The 19,542-nt window shown below is 42.0% G+C and carries 20 protein-coding genes; 9 read left to right on the forward strand and 11 right to left on the reverse strand.

Annotated features, from left to right (window positions below):
* Window position 1 precedes the first annotated feature (1 nt).
* The 6 genes from ribH (at window position 2) to AB9K32_RS10370 (ending at window position 5,386) form a co-directional block, all read left to right on the forward strand.
* On the forward strand, window positions 2-484 hold the full coding sequence (gene ribH / locus AB9K32_RS10345) for a 6,7-dimethyl-8-ribityllumazine synthase (RefSeq protein ID WP_293294420.1): 483 nt from the start codon (window positions 2-4) through the stop codon (window positions 482-484).
* 121 nt (window positions 485-605) lie between these two features.
* On the forward strand, window positions 606-890 hold the full coding sequence (locus AB9K32_RS10350) for a riboflavin synthase subunit beta (protein ID WP_224835099.1): 285 nt from the start codon (window positions 606-608) through the stop codon (window positions 888-890).
* The gene (gene mutL, locus AB9K32_RS10355; RefSeq protein ID WP_369885122.1) at window positions 890-2,740 is read left to right on the forward strand and encodes a DNA mismatch repair endonuclease MutL; all 1,851 of its coding nucleotides are present in this window, start codon (window positions 890-892) and stop codon (window positions 2,738-2,740) included. Before AB9K32_RS10350 ends, mutL begins: the two co-directional genes overlap by 1 nt.
* Window positions 2,741-3,475 (forward strand): rhomboid family intramembrane serine protease, encoded by a 735-nt coding sequence (locus AB9K32_RS10360; protein ID WP_224835097.1) that lies wholly within the window; start codon window positions 2,741-2,743, stop codon window positions 3,473-3,475.
* 3 nt (window positions 3,476-3,478) lie between these two features.
* Window positions 3,479-4,342: a rhomboid family intramembrane serine protease gene (locus tag AB9K32_RS10365; protein ID WP_224835096.1), complete on the forward strand. Its 864-nt coding sequence runs from the start codon at window positions 3,479-3,481 to the stop codon at window positions 4,340-4,342.
* A 234-nt stretch (window positions 4,343-4,576) separates the two neighbouring features.
* The gene (locus AB9K32_RS10370; RefSeq protein WP_252079237.1) at window positions 4,577-5,386 is read left to right on the forward strand and encodes an endonuclease/exonuclease/phosphatase family protein; all 810 of its coding nucleotides are present in this window, start codon (window positions 4,577-4,579) and stop codon (window positions 5,384-5,386) included.
* On the opposite strand, the gene AB9K32_RS10375 is transcribed toward AB9K32_RS10370, so the two are convergent.
* From AB9K32_RS10375 to udk, 11 genes are all read right to left on the reverse strand, one after another.
* Complete coding sequence (locus tag AB9K32_RS10375) at window positions 5,375-5,683, reverse strand: DUF6122 family protein (RefSeq protein WP_369885123.1); 309 nt, start codon at window positions 5,681-5,683, stop codon at window positions 5,375-5,377. The two genes, AB9K32_RS10370 and AB9K32_RS10375, sit on opposite strands and share 12 nt — an antisense overlap.
* Complete coding sequence (locus AB9K32_RS10380) at window positions 5,676-6,311, reverse strand: WbqC family protein (protein ID WP_369885124.1); 636 nt, start codon at window positions 6,309-6,311, stop codon at window positions 5,676-5,678. The genes AB9K32_RS10375 and AB9K32_RS10380 overlap by 8 nt, the downstream gene beginning before the upstream one ends.
* Window positions 6,312-6,333: 22 nt before the next feature.
* Window positions 6,334-8,076 (reverse strand): signal peptidase I, encoded by a 1,743-nt coding sequence (lepB, locus tag AB9K32_RS10385; RefSeq protein ID WP_224835092.1) that lies wholly within the window; start codon window positions 8,074-8,076, stop codon window positions 6,334-6,336.
* A gap of 50 nt (window positions 8,077-8,126) precedes the next feature.
* Window positions 8,127-8,828: a 4-hydroxy-tetrahydrodipicolinate reductase gene (gene dapB / locus AB9K32_RS10390; protein WP_369885125.1), complete on the reverse strand. Its 702-nt coding sequence runs from the start codon at window positions 8,826-8,828 to the stop codon at window positions 8,127-8,129.
* Window positions 8,829-8,832: 4 nt separating this feature from the next.
* Window positions 8,833-9,471 carry a DUF5683 domain-containing protein gene (locus AB9K32_RS10395; RefSeq protein ID WP_224835090.1) on the reverse strand — a complete coding sequence of 213 codons (639 nt, stop codon included), beginning with the start codon at window positions 9,469-9,471 and terminating at the stop codon, window positions 8,833-8,835.
* The gene (locus AB9K32_RS10400; RefSeq protein ID WP_252079243.1) at window positions 9,464-10,369 is read right to left on the reverse strand and encodes a ParB/RepB/Spo0J family partition protein; all 906 of its coding nucleotides are present in this window, start codon (window positions 10,367-10,369) and stop codon (window positions 9,464-9,466) included. The genes AB9K32_RS10395 and AB9K32_RS10400 overlap by 8 nt, the downstream gene beginning before the upstream one ends.
* Window positions 10,370-11,143 carry a ParA family protein gene (locus AB9K32_RS10405; RefSeq protein ID WP_224835088.1) on the reverse strand — a complete coding sequence of 258 codons (774 nt, stop codon included), beginning with the start codon at window positions 11,141-11,143 and terminating at the stop codon, window positions 10,370-10,372.
* A 133-nt stretch (window positions 11,144-11,276) separates the two neighbouring features.
* A complete protein-coding gene (scpA, locus tag AB9K32_RS10410; RefSeq protein WP_369885126.1) occupies window positions 11,277-13,349 on the reverse strand; it encodes a methylmalonyl-CoA mutase in 2,073 nt (690 codons plus the stop codon).
* A complete protein-coding gene (locus AB9K32_RS10415) occupies window positions 13,342-14,727 on the reverse strand; it encodes a methylmalonyl-CoA mutase subunit beta (protein ID WP_369885127.1) in 1,386 nt (461 codons plus the stop codon). Before AB9K32_RS10415 ends, scpA begins: the two co-directional genes overlap by 8 nt.
* The gene (locus tag AB9K32_RS10420) at window positions 14,724-15,053 is read right to left on the reverse strand and encodes a septum formation initiator family protein (RefSeq protein ID WP_369885128.1); all 330 of its coding nucleotides are present in this window, start codon (window positions 15,051-15,053) and stop codon (window positions 14,724-14,726) included. The genes AB9K32_RS10415 and AB9K32_RS10420 overlap by 4 nt, the downstream gene beginning before the upstream one ends.
* A 2-nt stretch (window positions 15,054-15,055) precedes the next feature.
* Window positions 15,056-15,664 carry a uridine kinase gene (udk, locus tag AB9K32_RS10425; protein WP_224835084.1) on the reverse strand — a complete coding sequence of 203 codons (609 nt, stop codon included), beginning with the start codon at window positions 15,662-15,664 and terminating at the stop codon, window positions 15,056-15,058.
* A gap of 195 nt (window positions 15,665-15,859) precedes the next feature.
* Here udk and AB9K32_RS10430 point away from each other — a divergent pair, with 195 nt between their 5' ends.
* Genes AB9K32_RS10430 through AB9K32_RS10440 form a run of 3 tightly spaced genes read left to right on the forward strand, consistent with a single transcriptional unit; the run spans window position 15,860 to window position 19,341 of the window.
* On the forward strand, window positions 15,860-16,345 hold the full coding sequence (locus AB9K32_RS10430) for an acetyl-CoA carboxylase biotin carboxyl carrier protein subunit (RefSeq protein WP_252079246.1): 486 nt from the start codon (window positions 15,860-15,862) through the stop codon (window positions 16,343-16,345).
* Between the two features lie 6 nt (window positions 16,346-16,351).
* Entirely contained in the window at window positions 16,352-17,794 is a 1,443-nt protein-coding gene (gene accC, locus AB9K32_RS10435; RefSeq protein WP_369885129.1) for an acetyl-CoA carboxylase biotin carboxylase subunit, read from the forward strand.
* 5 nt (window positions 17,795-17,799) lie between these two features.
* The gene (locus tag AB9K32_RS10440; RefSeq protein ID WP_293294455.1) at window positions 17,800-19,341 is read left to right on the forward strand and encodes an acyl-CoA carboxylase subunit beta; all 1,542 of its coding nucleotides are present in this window, start codon (window positions 17,800-17,802) and stop codon (window positions 19,339-19,341) included.
* Window positions 19,342-19,542 lie beyond the last annotated feature (201 nt).

Consider the following 19,542-nt stretch of genomic DNA (forward strand, 5'->3'; position numbering starts at 1 on the left):
CATGGCCACAGAGAACAAAAACTTGTCCGTTTACGATAAAAATAAAATCCCAAACGCGAAGGAACTTCGGTTTGGGATTGTTGTTTCTGAATGGAACGATGAAATTACCGAATCCCTTTACAAAGGGGCGGAAGAGGCTCTTTTGGATTGCGGTGCGCTTTCGGAAAATGTTATCCGTTGGAACGTACCCGGAAGTTTTGAGCTCACGTTCGGGTGCAAAAAAATGATCCAAACGGAAAAAGTGGATGCTATAGTTGCCATAGGTAGTGTTATCCGGGGGGAAACCAGTCATTTCGACTTTGTTTGCAGTGCTACCGCCCAAGGGATCAAAGATTTGAACGTAGCCTACGATGTTCCTGTAATTTTCTGCGTATTAACGGACGACAACATAGAGCAGTCCAGAGCTCGAAGTGGAGGAAAGCATGGGAACAAAGGGACCGAAGCTGCCATTGCCGCTATTCAGATGTCTGTTTTGGGCAAATAAATTCGCGCCGCTAGCACACTAATAACCTAAACATACAGGGTCTGTTAACATTTTTTGGGACTTACCGTCTACCCTTTTTTTCTAATTTGAGTACCTTTGAGATTACAGCGACAAGGATATCATGCGAAACCCTTTAAAACTTAGAAAAAACAAAAGCTTCGATTATACCCCTAGATATTACAAAGGGGAGGGGAATCCTTTTAAAATTGAGCACAGGTTGGATAAATTCCGGACTACGGCGCATTCCAACAAGGGTCTCAAGAATAAGTTTACCTCCGCAATGGACGATTTACAGAACGAAGGCGATAAGAATTTAAAGCTTCGATTTTGGGTCATTGTGGCCGTATTGGTGTTAGTGTTCCTGTTTATTATCGATTTTGACCTATCAATATTCCTAAACCCATAATGGCGGACATCATTAAACTTTTACCGGACCATGTTGCTAACCAAATAGCCGCAGGGGAGGTGGTTCAACGACCTGCCTCTGTTGTAAAGGAGCTTATGGAAAATGCCATTGATGCAGGGGCGACCGCGATAAAATTGATTATTAAGGACGGTGGTAAAACACTTATTCAAGTAGTGGATAACGGCGTGGGAATGACCGAAACCGACGCTCGATTGTCCTTTGAGCGGCATGCAACTTCCAAAATATCCTCGGCCCAGGACTTGTTCAATTTGCAGACCAAAGGGTTTCGGGGTGAAGCCTTGGCATCCATAGCGGCAATTGCACATGTGGATATGCAAACAAGGACCAATGTCAACGAAATCGGGACACAAATAAAAATTGAAGGCAGTAAAATAGTGTCCCAAGATGTGGTCGCAACTCCAAAGGGAACCTCTATTTCCGTTAAAAACCTGTTTTTTAATATTCCCGCCAGGCGTAATTTTTTAAAATCCAACCAGGTCGAACTCCGGCATATAACGGATGAATTCCAACGTGTGGCCATGGTTCATCCGAATATCGAGTTCCATTTTTATAATAATGGTTCTGAAATCTTTAATCTTCCCATTACAAAGCCCCGACAACGTATAGTACATATTTTTGGCAGTAAAATGGAAAATCGATTAGTGCCAGTAAACGAGGAGACCGAAGTGGTTAAAGTTTCCGGCTTTATCTGTAAGCCCGAATTTGCCAAAAAAAGTAGGGGGGAACAGTTCTTTTTTGCCAACAACCGATTTATTAAGAGCCCTTATTTGCACCATGCCGTAGTGGCAGCTTTCGAAGGTTTGATCAAATCCGACACTTATCCCGGCTACTTTTTGTATTTGGATGTTGATCCATCTTCTATCGACATCAACATACACCCCACTAAAACAGAGGTAAAGTTTGATGATGAGAATACGCTGTATGCCATTTTACGGTCTACCATAAAGCATAGCTTAGGGCAATTTAATGTGGCACCAGTTTTGGATTTTGATCACGACCCAAACTTGGATACCCCTTATTCCTACAAAGAAAAGGGCGCTATAATCCCAAAAGTAACCGTGGATGCCGCATTTAATCCTTTTGAAGAAACTGCGACACAAAGAAGTAATGGGGGCGGAAGTTTTCGAAAACAGAGTGCCAAAGGTTGGGAAGACCTCTACGAAGGGCTTGGTCATCAGAGCGATCAAAATACCTTTAGCAGTATTGTGATCGAATCCGAAAGTGAAGAACAGGGAACCTTATATTCCAGTGAAGAGGTTGAGGAGCATTTGGCCAGCACCTTTCAATTGAGAAGGAAATATGTAGTGAGCACGGTGAAATCGGGGATGCTGGTAATTCATCAAAATAGAGCGCACGAGCGTGTTCTTTTTGAAAAGTTTTTAGGCGAGATCACGGTAAAAGAAGGTGTAAGCCAACAATTGTTGTTTCCATTGGAACTAACGTTCAATCAACAAGAATTAACGGTGCTCAAAGAAATTCATGAAAGCCTGACAAACATTGGTTTTGCTTTTCAAAGTTTGGACGAGGAAACTGTAAAAGTGACAGGCGTGCCCATGATGGTTCCCGAAAGTGGAATTGGCACGGTATTGGACCGTTTGATTGCGGATTATACGGAAGGTTTTGCTGATGGTTCCATTTCGCAGGCAGAGATGTTGGCCAAGGCACTGAGCAGGAACTTGGCCGTTAAAACAGGGAATGTTTTGGACCAAGAATCGCAATTAATGTTGGTGAACAATCTTTTTGCATGCAAGGAACCAACTTTGAGTCCTTTTCAAAAAATAACATATACCATTATCTCCGAAGGGGATATTGATAAAAAATTCAATTAGATGGGTAGACTTACCGAAGCAGTAAAACATATTTTGATCATTAACGTGATCATGTTTTTTGCTACATCCTTATATGGGGACCAAATGTACCAATGGATGTCGCTCTGGTTTCCAAAAAATCCAAATTTTGAATGGTGGCAAGTGGTTACCCATATGTTTATGCACGGTAACCTAATGCATATTTTGTTCAATATGTATGCCCTGTGGGCCTTTGGAACGCCCCTGGAGCAGATATGGGGAAAAAACAAATTTCTCTTTTTCTACTTTTCGGCCGGTTTGGGATCGGCAGCATTGCATACAGGTGTCAATTACTACCTTTTTACCGAAGGAATGAATGCTTTGGAAGGTGCAGGTATTGCCAGAGCTCAGATTTTGGATATTTTGGCCAATGGTCAATATAGCCCTAGTTGGTACGATATTGCAGGGAAAAGTACCATTGATAGCATGTTAACGGCCTTTAACACCCCAGCAGTGGGTGCATCCGGGGCAATTTATGGTATTTTGGTGGCCTTTGCCTTTATGTATTCGGAAGCCAAACTGATGCTCATTTTTTTGCCCGTGCCGATAAAGGCAAAATATTTTGTTCCGATATTGATCGCTGTGGACTTGATTTTTGGTATTGGCAACGTGAACACTGGAGTGGCCCATTTCGCCCATATCGGTGGAGCATTGATAGGATTTTTAATGATGTGGTACTGGAAAAAGAACCAATTTAACAATAATCGTTGGGATTGATTTATGATGAACGGAGGACTTAGATATCAGTTCGCTAGACTGAACATAGCAGAAAAACTGATTGCCATCAACATACTTATTTTTATTGTTGATGGACTTTCGGGAGCATTGTTCGGCAAAACGTTTTCGCACTGGTTTCATTTGCCCAAGGATTTTTTTGAGTTTTTGGTGCAACCCTGGTCCTTGGTGACCTACTCTTTTTTTCATGCCGGCTTGGGACATATTTTTTGGAATATGATCGTGCTATATTTTGCCAGCAGAATATTTCTGAATCTTTTTGATGCACAAAGATTTATCAATGTGTATTTTTTAGGGTTAATGTTGGGCGGCATGCTATTTCTATTAAGCTACAACGTTTTTCCGACCTTGATCAACTCCAACACGGCTTTGATCGGTGCCTCCGCCGGTGTGAACGCTGTTTTGATCTTTGTGTGCGCCTATTTGCCCAACCAGGAGGTTCGTCTAATTTTCTTTAATATCAAATTATGGTATATCGGCGCGGCTTTGGTGATCAAGGATTTGGTGCTGATCGGAATGGGAGAGAATATTGGCGGGGGAATGGCCCACTTGGGCGGTGCATTTTTAGGCTATATGTATGCACGACAGTTATATAAAGGTAATGATATTGGTGCTGGTTTTTCCAAATTTAGACAGTCTATCATGGACCTTTTTAAGCCAAAAGAAAAAAAGGCTCCGTTAAAAACGGTCTACAAGAAAAAATCGGCGTCTCAGAATTCGGAGGCATACAATAAACAAGCTAAACAACGGAAAATTGATACGATTTTGGATAAAATCAGTAAATCGGGTTATGAGAGCCTATCCAAAGAAGAAAAGGATTTTTTATTTAAAGCCGGTAAAGAGGATTAAATTGTGAAAAAATCGGCCTCCATATTAGTCAAGGCGGTTTTTTCGGTCAACTTACTTGTTGCACTGTTGCTAATAATCACTGGAGTTATATCTTTTGTGCCTTTTAAGCTTGTCTCGCCAATTGCTGTATTAAGTTTGTTCGTACCCTTTCTTTTTATATTTAATACATTCTTCCTTTTTTTATGGCTGTTGAGGTTAAATAAGCGGTTTTGGCTTTCCGCAATAGCTATATTGGTGAGTTATGTTTTGCTAGGTCCCTTTTATGGTTTTGAAGACTCCGATCAAATTGAAGAAAAACCGTCTGACTTAAAGATCATGTCATATAATGCTTGGGGATTCAACAAGAATGGGTGGATAAAAAAGCCAGGGATAGGAGATAGTATTGTAGAGTTTATAACAACACAAAACCCTGATATTGTATGTATACAGGAGCACAATAGAATACGCCATCGACAATTAACGCAGTACGCCTATCGTAGTGAGACTCCTTACTCAGAACCAAGAACTATACAGGCTATATTTTCTAAATACCCGATCGTAAACAATGGCTCCTTAAATCTGCCTGGAACCATAAACAACATTATTTATGCAGATATTGCGTTGAACAACGATACTGTGAGGGTTTATAATGTGCATTTACAGTCTTTTAGTATAGTACCCAGCGCAGATAATTTTTCCGATGGGGAAAAGTCTGAGCGTACCTACCATAGATTGGTCGATACATTCTCAAAACAATTGGAACAAGCTAAAATATTTGAAGAACATTTGAGAAAAAGTCCTTACGCCAATATTTTATGCGGGGATTTTAATAATACACAGTTTTCCAACGTCTATAAAATAGTGAAAGGAAATCTTCAGGATTCTTTCTTGGAAAGCGGAAGTGGTTTTGGTCGGACCTACGATTTATGGAAACTCCCACTGCGTATCGATTATATATTGGCAGACCCTGATTTTGAGGTTGTTTCACATCAAAATTTTGATGTGAAATTATCCGATCACTATCCGGTTATGGCCACCTTGCGCTTAAAGCCTTCACATGAGTAGGCAATCTGTTATATCAGCAATAATATGAAGGAGCAGGGCAAGGCCCAAGAGTCTGGTCGTTTTAAAAAAAGGCAAAAGGCTGTACACTAAAACGGCCCAAACACTATGTAACGGGTGGAAACCTATGCTGCAACGATCGGGGTCAAAAAGAGGGGTGGCCAACAAGTGGTCCAAATCAATTACAATACCGGCCAAAAGTATTAAAGCAACCTTTATTTTGTTGTCTTTAAAAAAATAAAGAGCAATAAGGATTGGGACCAAAAAATGTATTCCGTAGTGGATAATGTGCCTAAGCATGTGGGTTAAGATCTAAAGGGAAACTTTTTAGATAACTCAGGGTATTGGTACCTTCGTTGAACAAAAGGTCCAGCACACTCAAATTGGGGATAAAATCATGGCGTTCCTCAAATACTTGTGTGTATGTTTCCATCTTCCATACCTGTTCTTTTTTGGCATTGACCAAAAAACGGGCATCTATTAGGTTTTTAGGCGCCGTTTGGTATCGATCTGTTGTTTCGTTCGGCACTTTGATTCCGATACAGTCCGCAATACAAGAAATCGTCTTTTGGTTGAAACGGAAAAGTGATTCGTCGGGTCCGGTAAAGAGTGTTTTTAGGTCATCTTCATAAAACTCGAAAAACGGAGAGGTGCGATAGGCTGTCTCCAAGGTGCGCCAATGCTCCTTTTTCCAATTGTAGCTGTTTTCCATAACAACATCGGCATATTTTTGACGCCCTTCTTTACCCCCAACGTGTTTAATTGGGATATTGAGCATGTGTTTGCCCTTGTCCGTGGAAATATAGCAGCGATTTCTATACGTCTGTTTTTGAAAATTGTCGTGCGCTTCCCAAACAACTTCATATTGAGCAATAGCTGCAAAGGTGGCAATACTCGGAAAATAAGAAGGGTGCAACAGAATTTTCAAGAACAACAATATTAAATATTAGCTATGCTTTTTTCTTCTTTTTCTTTCTAAAGAAATCAAATACGAACCAACCTGCCAAAAGGGCAATAAAGTACCAAAAATAGGATACGGGTTCTCCACTACCTCCAACTGTGGTAAATACTCGCTCCCAGCGAATCCTCCAATTGGAAATACCTTGCCTAAAGTTATCAAAGCTCATCCAAAGGAATACGGGTTTGCCAACAATATGGTCTTCGGGCACATACCCCCAAGTCCTGCTGTCTTCGGAGTGGTCGCGATTGTCGCCCATCATCCAATAATAATCTTGCTTAAAGGTGTAGCTATCGGCTTCCTCGCCATTGATCAATACTTTGTTGCCGGTAACCTTGACATCGTTGTGTTCATAATCGCGAATAATTTTTTTGTACAACGGAATGGTTTTGGAATTGATTTCTACCGTTGTACCGGCCTTGGGTATGTAAATTGGTCCAAAATTGTCGTTGTTCCAAGGATATAAATTAGGCTTTTGCGGAAATGTATTGCCACCGTACATGCCCTTAGGGTCGTTTGTTTGAACAACAGAATCAATGGCGGGATTGTTTCTTAACTCAGTAACCATGTCACTGGTTAAATTCGCCATACGTGAGCGTGGTTTTTGTTCCGACAGCGAAATCCTAAATTGCCGGATAACCTCTGTGGGTATCCCATTCTCGCTTGTGTAAAGTTCTATTTTTCCATCGTTACCTGTTTTTGCCCCGGATACGTATGGTACAAGTGCATTGTACTGTGCTTCGTTGAGGTTGGTGGCAATGTATGTTCGTAGGTAATCCGAGGCATCTACCTCTTCCAAATATCTACTGGACACCCCATTTTTGGCATAAACATCATAAACGTACATAGGTTTTGCCCTGTCCGATAACTGTAATTGCTCTCCGTTAATGTAAACATACCCGCCAATTACCTCTAACGAATCACCTGGTGTTCCAACACATCGTTTTACATAGTTGGATTTTTTATCGATGGGTTTTATAACTGCCTTTTGAGCTTTAAAGAATTGGTACAGGGTGTCCGCGGGCAAACTGAAAACCACAATATCGTTCTTCTTGACCTTTTCAAAACCGGGCAATCGCATGTAGGGCAATTGCAGTTTGTTTATCCAAGAGGTTTTGTGGGTTTCTGGATTTACATCCGCCAAATACGATCTGGTTTTTAGCACTGGCAGCGTATCGTGTACCATGGGTGCGGCCAGCGTGGTCATGGGTACTCTTGCGCCGTAATGAAACTTACTTACAAATAAGAAATCTCCCACTCGCAAAGTACGTTCCAAAGACCCTGTTGGAATTACGTATGGTTGTATAAAATAGGTGTGCACAAATGTGGCGGCAACTATGGCAAACACTATGGAGCTTACCCACTCGCCCAAACCTGTTTTAGGCTTTAAGCTACGGTCTTCGATATACTGTACATCTTCTGCATAGTTGATATAGTACGTATAAAAACCAAGGGTTAGAATCACCAACCAAGTATCTACAAGAGAGTTTTTGCCAAAACTTCTAATGGTTTCGACCCACACTACTGGGAACATCAATAAATTGATAATGGGTATGAACAGTAATAGAACCCACCACCAAGGTCTGTTTATTATTTTCATTAAAACTATACCATTGTAGATGGGAACGGCGGCTTCCCAAGGTTTTCTACCTGCTTTAACGTATAGTTTCCATGTTCCCAAAAAATGGATGACCTGAATAATCAAGATAAAAATGATCCACTGTGTACCGTCCATATAAAAATATTTCTTTGTTAGACCTTTGGTCTATATTTCTGTTACGTTTTTTAGCTTAGGTTTAACACATCCTTCATCGTAAATACGCCTTCTTTTCCTTGAATCCATTCCGATGCAATAACAGCACCCAGTGCAAAACCTTCCCTATTGTGCGCTTCGTGCTTTATTTGAATAGTATCCACCGCACTACCGTAGCTTATGGTGTGGGTGCCGGGAACCATGCCTTCTCGAATTGATTTTATGGGAACAATGTGGTCTCCGGATTCATTCAACTTCCATTTGTTGTAAGTTGAATTTGAAATAATCCCCTCTGCAAGAGTAATTGCCGTGCCACTGGGGGCATCCAACTTTTGGGTATGATGGATCTCTTCCATGGAAACCCTGTACTGATCTAATCCGGCCATCATTTGGGCCAGTTTCTTGTTAAGTTCAAAAAAAATATTAACTCCCAAACTAAAATTGGAAGCATAGATAAAGGCGCTCTGATTGGCATTGCAAATCTCGATGGCATCTTCGTATTTTTCCAACCAACCGGTTGTGCCACTAATTACGGGCACTTTGTGCTCAAAACAACGGGTTATGTTCTCAAAAGCTGTTTCCGGCGTGCTAAAATCTATAGCAACATCGAATGCGGAATAATCAACTTCCTGCGAGCTATCGTTTATTTTTGCGGTTATGGTATGACCTCTATCCTGAGCAATTTGCTCGATTTTTTTTCCCATTTTACCATATCCGAACAGACCAATATTCATCAAACTAAAATTTTATGACCATAGCCATTCCATAGTTTGGCTTATTGGTAAAAGGATTAATTTCTATGTAGGGGTTAAAATCCACTGCAAGGTCATCGCTTACATTGTATTGTTTAAGGTGGGAATCCACATTGGCATCGATAATATTAAGGGCGTATAGTGCAATGCTGATCACCAAGGCCAAATCCCTGTCTCTTTGGCTACTTTCCTGAGCTTCTTGCAATGCTTCGTCAGAAATGATGGGGGTTCCATCTTCTCTGGAGAACTCATCATCGGTGAAGCCGGCAAGTCTTCTTTTAAAGGCATTTCTTGCCCTGCGATATTCTGTATTATTGAAGGAATACACATAGATACTGGTTCCCAGAGCTCCCCAAACTATTGGAGCTTTCCAATACCGTTTGTTGTATATCTGCCCCAAACCTGGAAGAATGGCAGAATAGAATGCGGCTTTACTAGGTGCCAATGGGTTGATGTTCTCTTTTTTTGTAACTTCTTCAAAAGTAACACCCTCTCCCTCCATTTTTTGGGTAAGGGAATCGGTATCTTGAGTTTTTTTCGTCCGTTCAGTTTTTTCTTCTTCTTGAGAAAAGCTGGACTGAAACATCAAAAAGGCAAAGAGCAATAAAAGGAGGTTTTTATTCACCTGTCAATAATTTTTTGATGCGCTGGAATTCTTCTTCGGAATGAAATGGTATCACAATCTTTCCTTTTCCGTTCTTCGAGGCGGTGATATCCACTTTGGTGGCCAACCGGTTCTTGATGGAATCCAAACTTTCGGAAACAAACCCGGGTACGTTCTGCGAACTTTTTTTGCTCTCGGATGCAGCGGCTTTTGGGTTTTTGTGCGATTTAACCAATTGTTCCGTAGCTCTAACGGAAAGGCCGTCCGATACAATTTTTTCGTAGATCGCTATCTGTTCCTTTTTCTTGTCGATATTGATCAATGCCCTACCATGCCCCATGCTTATAAACCCATCTCTCATACCCGTTTGGATAATGGGGTCGAGTTTTAACAATCGTAGATAGTTGGTAATGGTGGAACGTTTTTTGCCCACACGATCGCTCAATTTTTCTTGGGTGATTTCTATTTCATCAATCAACCTTTGGTAGGAGAGCGCGATTTCGATAGGGTCAAGATCCTGTCTTTGGATGTTTTCCACCAAGGCCATCTCTAAGGATTCCTGATCGTTGGCGATGCGGATGTAGGCGGGAATAGTTTCCAATCCTACCAATTTTGAAGCACGGAACCTACGTTCCCCGGAAACCAGTTGGAACTTGTTAAAGTCCAGTTTTCTAACGGTTATGGGTTGTATAATGCCCAACTCACGTATGGAACTGGCCAGTTCTTCGAGTGCTTCGTCGTTAAAATTGGAACGAGGTTGAAAAGGATTTACTTCTATGGAATTTACATCCAGTTCCACTACATTGCCGATTACCTGATCCGCATTTTTGTCCGACACGGACTTAATATCGTTGTCCGGGTCTTTTAAAAGGGCGGACAGGCCTCTTCCCAAAGCCTGTTTTTTTGTTGCTTTCGCCATTTAAACTTTCTCCTTGTTTTTTTTCAAAATTTCGTTGGCCAAGTTAAGGTAATTGGACGCTCCTTTGCTACTGGCGTCATATTTTATGATGCTCTCCCCGTAACTTGGAGCTTCACTGAGCCTAACGTTTCTTTGGATAATGGTATCGAAGACCATATCCGCAAAGTGTTTTTTTACTTCTTCAACAACTTGGTTGGACAGTCGTAACCTGGAATCGTACATGGTCAAGAGCATGCCCTCGATGTCCAAATCGTTGTTGTGTATTTTTTGGACGCTCTTTACTGTGTTCAATAGTTTGCCAAGACCTTCCAAGGCAAAATACTCACATTGTATAGGAATCATTACGGAGTCTGCAGCCGTAAGTGCGTTCAAGGTCAATAGGCCTAGTGAGGGGGCGCAATCAATCAATACAAAATCGTACTTATCGCCCAGATTTTTCAAGGCTTCTTTGAGCATGTATTCCCGATTGTCCTTGTCCACCAATTCAATCTCGATGGCAACCAAATCAATATGTGCAGGTACCAAATCTACATTCGGGGAATCTGTAGGTATGGTCACTTCTTCAACACTCATGGTGTGTTCCAAAAGCTGATAGGTTCCTTTTTCTACAGAATCCACGTCAACACCTAAACCAGATGTTGCATTGGCTTGGGGGTCGGCATCAATAAGTAATACCTTTTTTTCCAATACACCAAGGGAGGCCGCAAGGTTTACCGTAGTGGTAGTTTTGCCTACACCACCCTTTTGGTTTGCAATTGCAATAATCTTGCCCATTTCATAGTAAGTTAGGGGCTAAAAATACGATTATTTAGGATGCAATAAAATGTAATTTGTTAACAGTGGGTGAATAAACCCGGTATTCTGCGTTAAAGTACGTTAAACTTGTGATTGGTAGAGTCTTAAAGTTTTAGTTCATTAAAATATTCAGCATCTCTGTGGCGGCATCGGCTATTTTGGTCCCTGGACCAAAAACGGCAACGGCACCATTTGTTAATAAATGGTCGTAATCTTGCTTTGGGATCACCCCCCCCACGATTACCATAATATCCTCACGCCCATATTTTCTCAATTCCTTTACTACCTCTGGAACCAAGGTCTTGTGTCCTCCGGCCAAGGAAGAAATTCCTAAGATATGCACATCGTTTTCTACGGCTTGTTTGGCTACTTCGGCCGGGGTTTGGAACAATGGTCCTATATCTACATCAAAACCAAGGTCGGCATATCCTGTAGCGACAACTTTGGCTCCACGGTCGTGACCGTCTTGACCCATTTTTGCAACCATAATACGAGGTCTCCGGCCTTCTTGTTCAGCAAAGCTGTCTGCCAGTTTTCGAGCCTTCTCAAAGCTCGCGTCGTTTTTAATTTCTTTGGAATACACTCCGGTAAAAGATTGAATTTTAGCTCTGTATCGTCCAAATGCACTCTCCATGGCATCGCTGATTTCACCGAGGGTTGCACGTAATTTGGCTGCTTCTACTGCTAAAGCTAGCAAATTTCCGCGGTCCGAATCGTTGTTCATGGCTTTTTTCGATGCAATTCGAATTGCATCGAGCGCTTTTTCTACAGCTTTTGAGTCCCTTTTGTTTCGAATTTCGTCAAGACGCGCCATTTGTTGTTTTCTCACCTTGGCATTGTCCACCTCCAAAATTTGAAGGTCGTCCTCATTTTCCAAGCGGTATTTGTTCACTCCTACAATAACATCTTGTCCACTGTCGATACGAGCTTGTTTTTTGGCTGCGGCCTCTTCAATACGCATTTTTGGGATACCTTTTTCAATGGCTTTTGTCATGCCGCCCAATTTTTCTACTTCTTGGATCAATTCCCATGCGTTTTCGGCAATTTCTTGGGTGAGTTGTTCCACTTTATGGCTCCCGGCCCAAGGGTCAACGGTTTTAGTGATGTGTGTTTCTTGCTGAAGATATATTTGTGTGTTTCGAGCAATCCGTGCAGAAAAATCGGTTGGCAGTGCTATGGCTTCGTCCAAGGCATTTGTGTGAAGACTTTGTGTGCCCCCAAATGCTGCCGCCATGGCTTCGATCGTAGTTCTTGCGACATTGTTGAATGGATCTTGCTCCGTTAAGCTCCAGCCACTGGTCTGACTGTGTGTTCGGAGCATGGATGATTTTGGGTTGGTCGGGTTGAACTGTTCGACCAATTTGGCCCAGAGCATCCTACCTGCCCTCATTTTGGCAATTTCGGAGAAATGATTCATTCCGATCCCCCAGAAAAATGATAGGCGAGGAGCGAACTCATCAATTTTTAGTCCTGCCTTTATCCCGGTTCTAATATATTCTACCCCATCGGCCAAGGTGTAGGCCAATTCCATAGCAGCAGGAGCTCCTGCTTCGTGCATATGGTACCCGGAAATACTGATACTGTTGAATCGAGGCATGTGTTTGCTGGTAAACTCAAAAATATCCGCCACAATCTGCATGGATGGCGAGGGAGGGTAAATGTATGTATTCCGAACCATGAATTCTTTCAAAATATCATTTTGGATGGTCCCGGAAAGTTGCTCCATGGGCACTCCTTGCTCCAACCCTGCTACAATGTAAAAGGCCATAATGGGAATTACGGCCCCGTTCATGGTCATGGAAACCGACATTTTATCCAAAGGTATCCCGTTGAACAGGATTTTCATATCCTCGATAGAATCTATGGCAACTCCCGCTTTGCCCACATCGCCAACAACACGATCATTGTCCGAATCGTATCCACGGTGGGTGGGTAGGTCAAAAGCAACTGAAAGGCCTTTTTGTCCTGCCTCTAAATTCCTTCGGTAAAAGGCGTTGCTTTCCTCGGCTGTTGAAAACCCGGCATACTGGCGAATGGTCCATGGTCTGCGCACATACATGGTAGAGTAGGGGCCACGCAAGAAAGGGGCAATGCCCGCGGCAAAATTTTCGTGTCCGTTTTTTTGGGTCTCGACTGCACTCGACCTGACAGATAGTTCCAGATGTTGAAGGTCTTTTCTACTCATCGTTCAATCTTTTTTGTTCGGTGGCTTCGGCCAATCGTTTTTCAATAATGGGCTCGATAATGGTTTTGCGCGCTTTGGTTTTTACAAAGGGATAGAGTTCAAGGTCGTCTTTCATCCTATCTTGCGGGTTCTGGTATTTATTGGTGCCTAGGGAAACGATCTTTCCTGCATTAAATAGTTGCTGTTCTTTTTCGGCACTCTCCTTTATTTTTTGTTGGATGTTGCCCTTTTTTAAGTTTTCCCAAAAACCTCCGGATTTTTCAACCTGTTTAAAAAGTGAAAGGGCCTTTTCCGCCAATTGATGAGTTACCGATTCTATATAATAGGCACCGTCCGTGAATTGGGCTGCATCGGAGAAATACCCTTCTTCTTTTAAAAGTAGCAATTGGTTGCGGGCTATGCGTTCTCCAAATGCATTGTCCTTATGGTATATGGCATCGTATGCCGAATTGGAAACCGTGTCGGCGCCCCCCAAAACGGCGGACATGCTTTCGGATGTGGTCCGCAGCATGTTTACGTTGTAATCGTAGAGTGTTTTATTACGTTTGGAGGGTTGGGCCATAATATGGCACTCACCGGAAATTCCATATTCCGAAGCCAAGGAGTTCCAAAGCCACCGAAGTGCTTTTATTTTGGCTATTTCAAAAAAATAATTACTGCCCACCGCAACTTTAAATGTAATGGGGAGATGTGCCTCGATTTTTTTGGAATTGATAAAATGGTCGAGGTATTCGTTGGCATGGGCCAAGCCGTAGGCCAATTGCTGGACCATATTTGCTCCAGCATTTTGATAAAGCGATAGATCTACTCCTATTAAGGAGATGTCCGAAGTGCCCAATGACACCAATTCGGTAAAAATATCGTGGTCTTTTTCCAAATTGTAGAACCAGTTGCCTTCTTTGGCCAAATTGCCGATAATGTCTATGTTCAGATAAGCCTTAGCCTTTTCTTTAGATAGGAGAGAGACTAGCTTTTTTGTAGGTTCCAGGGCTAAAAACTCGAAATTGAAATAAAGTACCACTCCGGTCTTGTCGATGCCAGATAGCAATTTTTCAAAATCGATGGATTCCTCTGGTATGGTAAATACAAGGCTCTCCACTCCTTTTTTCAAAATTTCCAGAGCTTTGGAATTGGCTTTGATAGGGTCTGCGACATAAATGGCTTGCCCAATGTGCCATTTGTGGTCGTTGGGCATCGAATAGGAGTGAATGTCCTTTAGATCATCTTGGTTGTAAAATGGTTTTACATTGATGCCTTCCAAAGATTCCCAGACCAATGCTTCGTTGTAATCTGCGCCTTTAAGGTCTACCTGTATTTTTTGTTTCCATTCTTTGGTGGAGACTTCGGGAAATTCTTGAAATAAGTTAGTGTCGCTCATTTTTGTTTAGTCTTTAAGCTGTCTTCATATTCGATAAGGAATATTTCTTCGTTGTCCTTTTTCATAAAATATTTTTCTCGGGCCAACTTCTCCAATTCTTTATCGTCGGACATTTTTTTTAAGATTTCCTTGTCCTTCTCAATTTCAGTTTCCAGAAATTCTTTTTCTTTTTCGAGCTTGTCTATTTCATTTTCCAGCTCCAAATGGATCAACAAGGAATTGGTATCAAAAAAGGCCATCCAGATCACGAATATGGTCAATACCAAAATATAGGTATTGGTCATAATTTTGAACCACTTCTTTTTTTTCAATTCCCTTAACCCCATACCTATACAAGTTTATTGTTGATTATGGTTCTAACAATATCCACGGCTACGGTATTATAGTGGTTGTTCGGGATAATTATGTCCGCAAACTCCTTGGATGGTTCAATAAATTGAAGGTGCATGGGTTTAACAGCGGTTTGGTACCTTGTTAGAACCTTGTCCAAATCATGTCCCCGTTCGCGGGTGTCCCTTTGTAACCGTCTGATCAAACGTTCATCCGAATCGGCATGCACATAGATTTTAATGTCGAACATTTCCCTTAATTTGGGGTTGCTCAGAACTAAAATACCTTCCACGATCATAACTTTGCGGGGGTGTGTGGTAATGGTTTCCTTCATCCGGGTTTCTTCCACGAACGAATAAATGGGGGTTTCTATGGACTTTCCCTGTCTTAATAGTTCTATGTGCTCGATCAGCAAATCAAAATCTATGGAGTTGGGGTGGTCAAAATTTACCTTCGCTCTTTCTTCTTTGCTTAAATGGGAAAGATCGTTATAATAGGAATCTTGGGATATTATACCCACTTCATCTTGGGGCAATTGCTCCACGATCTGGTTTACAACCGTTGTTTTTCCGCACCCTGTGCCCCCTGCTATCCCTAAGATCAACATAGTTTAAAATTTGTCGTCAAAAATAAACAAATGATTTTGTTCCCAACTATCCCAGTATACTGCATAATTAATGATTACAATAAAAACAATTAATGATGATTGTCATAATTTATCCTGCTTATTAGGTATAGCTTTACATGGTTTTTTATTCATTAACCTTTATATTTATCAAGCTAACCAATGGAAACCTTTTTTATGGACAATATATACTCTGTTAAAGTAGGGGATGGCTTCGACTTTAAACTCTCCACCGACACTATATCTTCGTTAGATCTGATCAAAACCGGTAACGGCACCTTTCATTTATTAAAGGAGGGTAGGTCGTACCATGTAAAGATCTTGGAGACCGATTTTAACAATGGCGTTTATACCATTAGTGTCGATGGAAGCGAACATCGGGCCACCATACAAACTCCTCTGGACGAACTCATAGAAAAAATGGGCTTTGCCACCAATGGCGGTAAAAACATAGACTCCATTGCTGCCCCCATGCCGGGACTGATTTTGGATATTTTGGTAAAGGAAGGCCAAGAAGTATCCGAAGAGGACCAATTGGTAATTTTGGAAGCCATGAAAATGGAAAATATAATTACCTCACCACGTAATGGTGTGATAAAAAAAATTGGCGTGTCGCAAGGTGATGCCGTTGAAAAGAAACAATTGTTGATAGAATTTCAATAAAACATCATGAGAAAAATATTAGTGGCCAATCGTGGCGAAATTGCAGTTCGTGTAATGAGGACCGCAAAAAAAATGGGCATAAAGACCGTAGCTGTTTTCTCGGAAGTAGATCGCAATGCACCGCATGTCCAATTTGCGGATGAGGCGGTTTGTATTGGTGAGGCACCATCCAACCAATCTTATTTACGAGGTGACAAAATAATTGAGGTGGCCAGGAGCCTGAATGTGGATGGTATTCATCCGGGATACGGGTTTTTAAGCGAGAATGCCGATTTTGCCGAAGCTGTTGAAAAAAGCGGCATCACGTTTATTGGACCAAAATCCAAGGCCATTCGAATAATGGGAAGCAAATTGGCCGCCAAGGAAGCGGTAAAGGCTTACGATATTCCTATGGTCCCCGGTATAGACGAAGCAATTTCCGATGTGGCAAAGGCCCACGACATAGCCAATGAAGTAGGTTACCCTGTGTTGATCAAGGCCTCTGCTGGTGGTGGAGGAAAGGGAATGCGGATCGTTGAAAAAGAAGAAGATCTGGAATCCGGAATGCAACGCGCCATTAGTGAGGCTACTTCGGCCTTTGGAGATGGTTCCGTTTTTGTGGAAAAGTATGTTACATCTCCTAGGCATATCGAGGTTCAGGTTATGGCCGATACCCACGGAAATGTACTTCATTTTTTTGAAAGGGAATGTAGCGTGCAACGTCGCCACCAAAAAGTGGTAGAAGAGGCACCATCGGCCATCCTAACTCCTGAACTGCGCGAAAAAATGGGGATTGCAGCTTGTAAAGTGGCAAAATCATGCGATTATATTGGAGCTGGCACAGTGGAGTTTTTAATGGATGCCGACCACAATTTTTACTTTCTGGAAATGAATACCCGTTTGCAAGTGGAGCACCCGGTCACCGAAATAATATCTGGAGTGGATTTGGTTGAGCTACAAATAAAAGTGGCCCGGGGAGAAGAACTGCCTATGAAACAGGAAGACTTGAAAATTCAAGGACATGCAGTGGAATTACGGGTATATGCGGAAGATCCCTTAAACGATTTTCTCCCTAGTGTAGGAAACTTGGAGACCTATCAATTGCCAGTGGGCGATGGCATTCGGGTGGACAATGGATTTAGGGAGGGCATGGACATACCTATTTACTATGACCCTATGTTATCCAAGCTCATTACTTATGGAAAAACTAGGGAAGAGGCCATTGAACTTATGCTCGAAGCAATTCTGAATTATAAAGTTAAAGGAGTGCAGACGACATTGCCCTTTGGAAGTTTTGTTTTTGCCCACGAAGCATTCCGATCAGGGAATTTTGATACCCATTTTGTAAAGAATTATTATTCTCCAGAGAAAATAAAGGATCAAATGGGCAACGAGGCCGAGATTGCCGCAATGGTTGCACTGCATCAATATCTGGAAGATAAAAAAATAGTACGATTACCTTCAAACTGAATCCTATGGATCCCAAAATAAAAGCATTACAAGAAAAAATTGCCGAAGCCCATTTAGGGGGTGGCGAAAAACGGATTGAAAAACAACATCAAAAGAAAAAGCTTACCGCCCGAGAACGAATCCTTTATTTTTTAGACGAAGGTTCCTTTGAAGAAATGGGAATTTTGGTGACCCACCGTACCACCGATTTTGGTATGGACAAGGAAATGTATTACGGGGACGGTGTTGTAACCGGGTATGGAACGGTAAACGGAAGATTGGTTTATGTGTATGCACAGGACTTTACTGTTTTTGGTGGCGCATTGTCGGAAACACACGCCGAAAAAATATGTAAGATCATGGATCTGGCCATGAAGGTAGGCGCTCCAATTATTGGTTTAAATGATTCAGGAGGTGCTAGAATACAAGAGGGAGTTCGGTCCTTGGGAGGTTATGCCGATATTTTTTACCGAAATGTACAGGCATCCGGCGTAATTCCTCAAATTTCTGCTATCATGGGGCCTTGTGCAGGTGGTGCAGTGTATTCCCCCGCCATGACGGATTTTATTATAATGGTAGAGGAAACCAGTTATATGTTCGTAACGGGACCCAATGTGGTAAAAACGGTAACCAACGAAACCGTTACATCCGAGGAATTGGGCGGGGCAAGTACCCACGCGGTAAAATCGGGAGTGGCCCACAAAACCTCTACCAACGATGCAGCTTGTTTGGACGATATCCGAAAATTATTGGATTATCTTCCTCAAAACAATAAAGAAACCACGCCATTATTGCCCTACGAACTTGGGGATGAAACCAGAGAGGAGCTAATGGGGATCGTACCCGATAATCCCAACAAACCTTACGATATGCACGATGTGATCAATGGGATCATCGACGCAGACTCGTTTTACGAGATCCATAAGGATTATGCGGAAAACATAATTACCGGTTTTGCCCGGTTGGGTGGAAGAAGTATAGGTGTAATTGCCAATCAACCCATGTTCTTGGCCGGGGTACTTGGTGTAAAGAGTTCCAGGAAAGCGGCACGATTTACGAGATTCTGTGATTCCTTTAATATTCCTTTATTGGTGCTGGTGGACGTTCCCGGATTTTTGCCAGGAACTGATCAGGAATGGAGCGGAATTATAATGCATGGCGCTAAATTACTATATGCCTTAAGTGAAGCAACCGTGCCAAGAGTCACCGTAATTACACGCAAAGCTTATGGCGGTGCTTATGATGTAATGAACTCCAAACACATTGGTGCGGACTTTAACTATGCTTGGCCTTCTGCCGAAATTGCCGTAATGGGTGCGAAAGGTGCCAGTGAGATCATCTTTAGGCGTGAAATTGCAGCAGCCGAAGATCCAGAAGCCAAACTGAAGGAAAAGGAAACCGAATATGCCGACAAGTTCGCTAACCCTTACAGGGCGGCCAAACGCGGTTTTATTGATGAGGTAATCTTACCAAAGGATACCCGAAGTAAATTGTTGAAAACGTTTGCCATGTTGGAAAAAAAAGAAGTGCAGACCCCTTGGAAGAAGCACGGCAACATTCCGTTGTAGGTTAGTCCGGATTTAAGAGGTTTCAACTTTAAGGTTGGAAAATAATAATATTGAAGTAGTTATAAAGTGAATTGTTGGGTAGATTGATTTTTTACATCGAATCCTGAGCGAAACCGAGAGAAAATACCAAGGATTGATTTTACTTATTTTTAACTACAACGTTATAAGTGTTTCCATAACATTAAACCTTTCTTAAAAGCT

The sequence above is a fragment of the Allomuricauda sp. XS_ASV26 genome, assembly GCF_041224615.1.
Taxonomy (GTDB): domain Bacteria; phylum Bacteroidota; class Bacteroidia; order Flavobacteriales; family Flavobacteriaceae; genus Flagellimonas; species Flagellimonas alginolytica.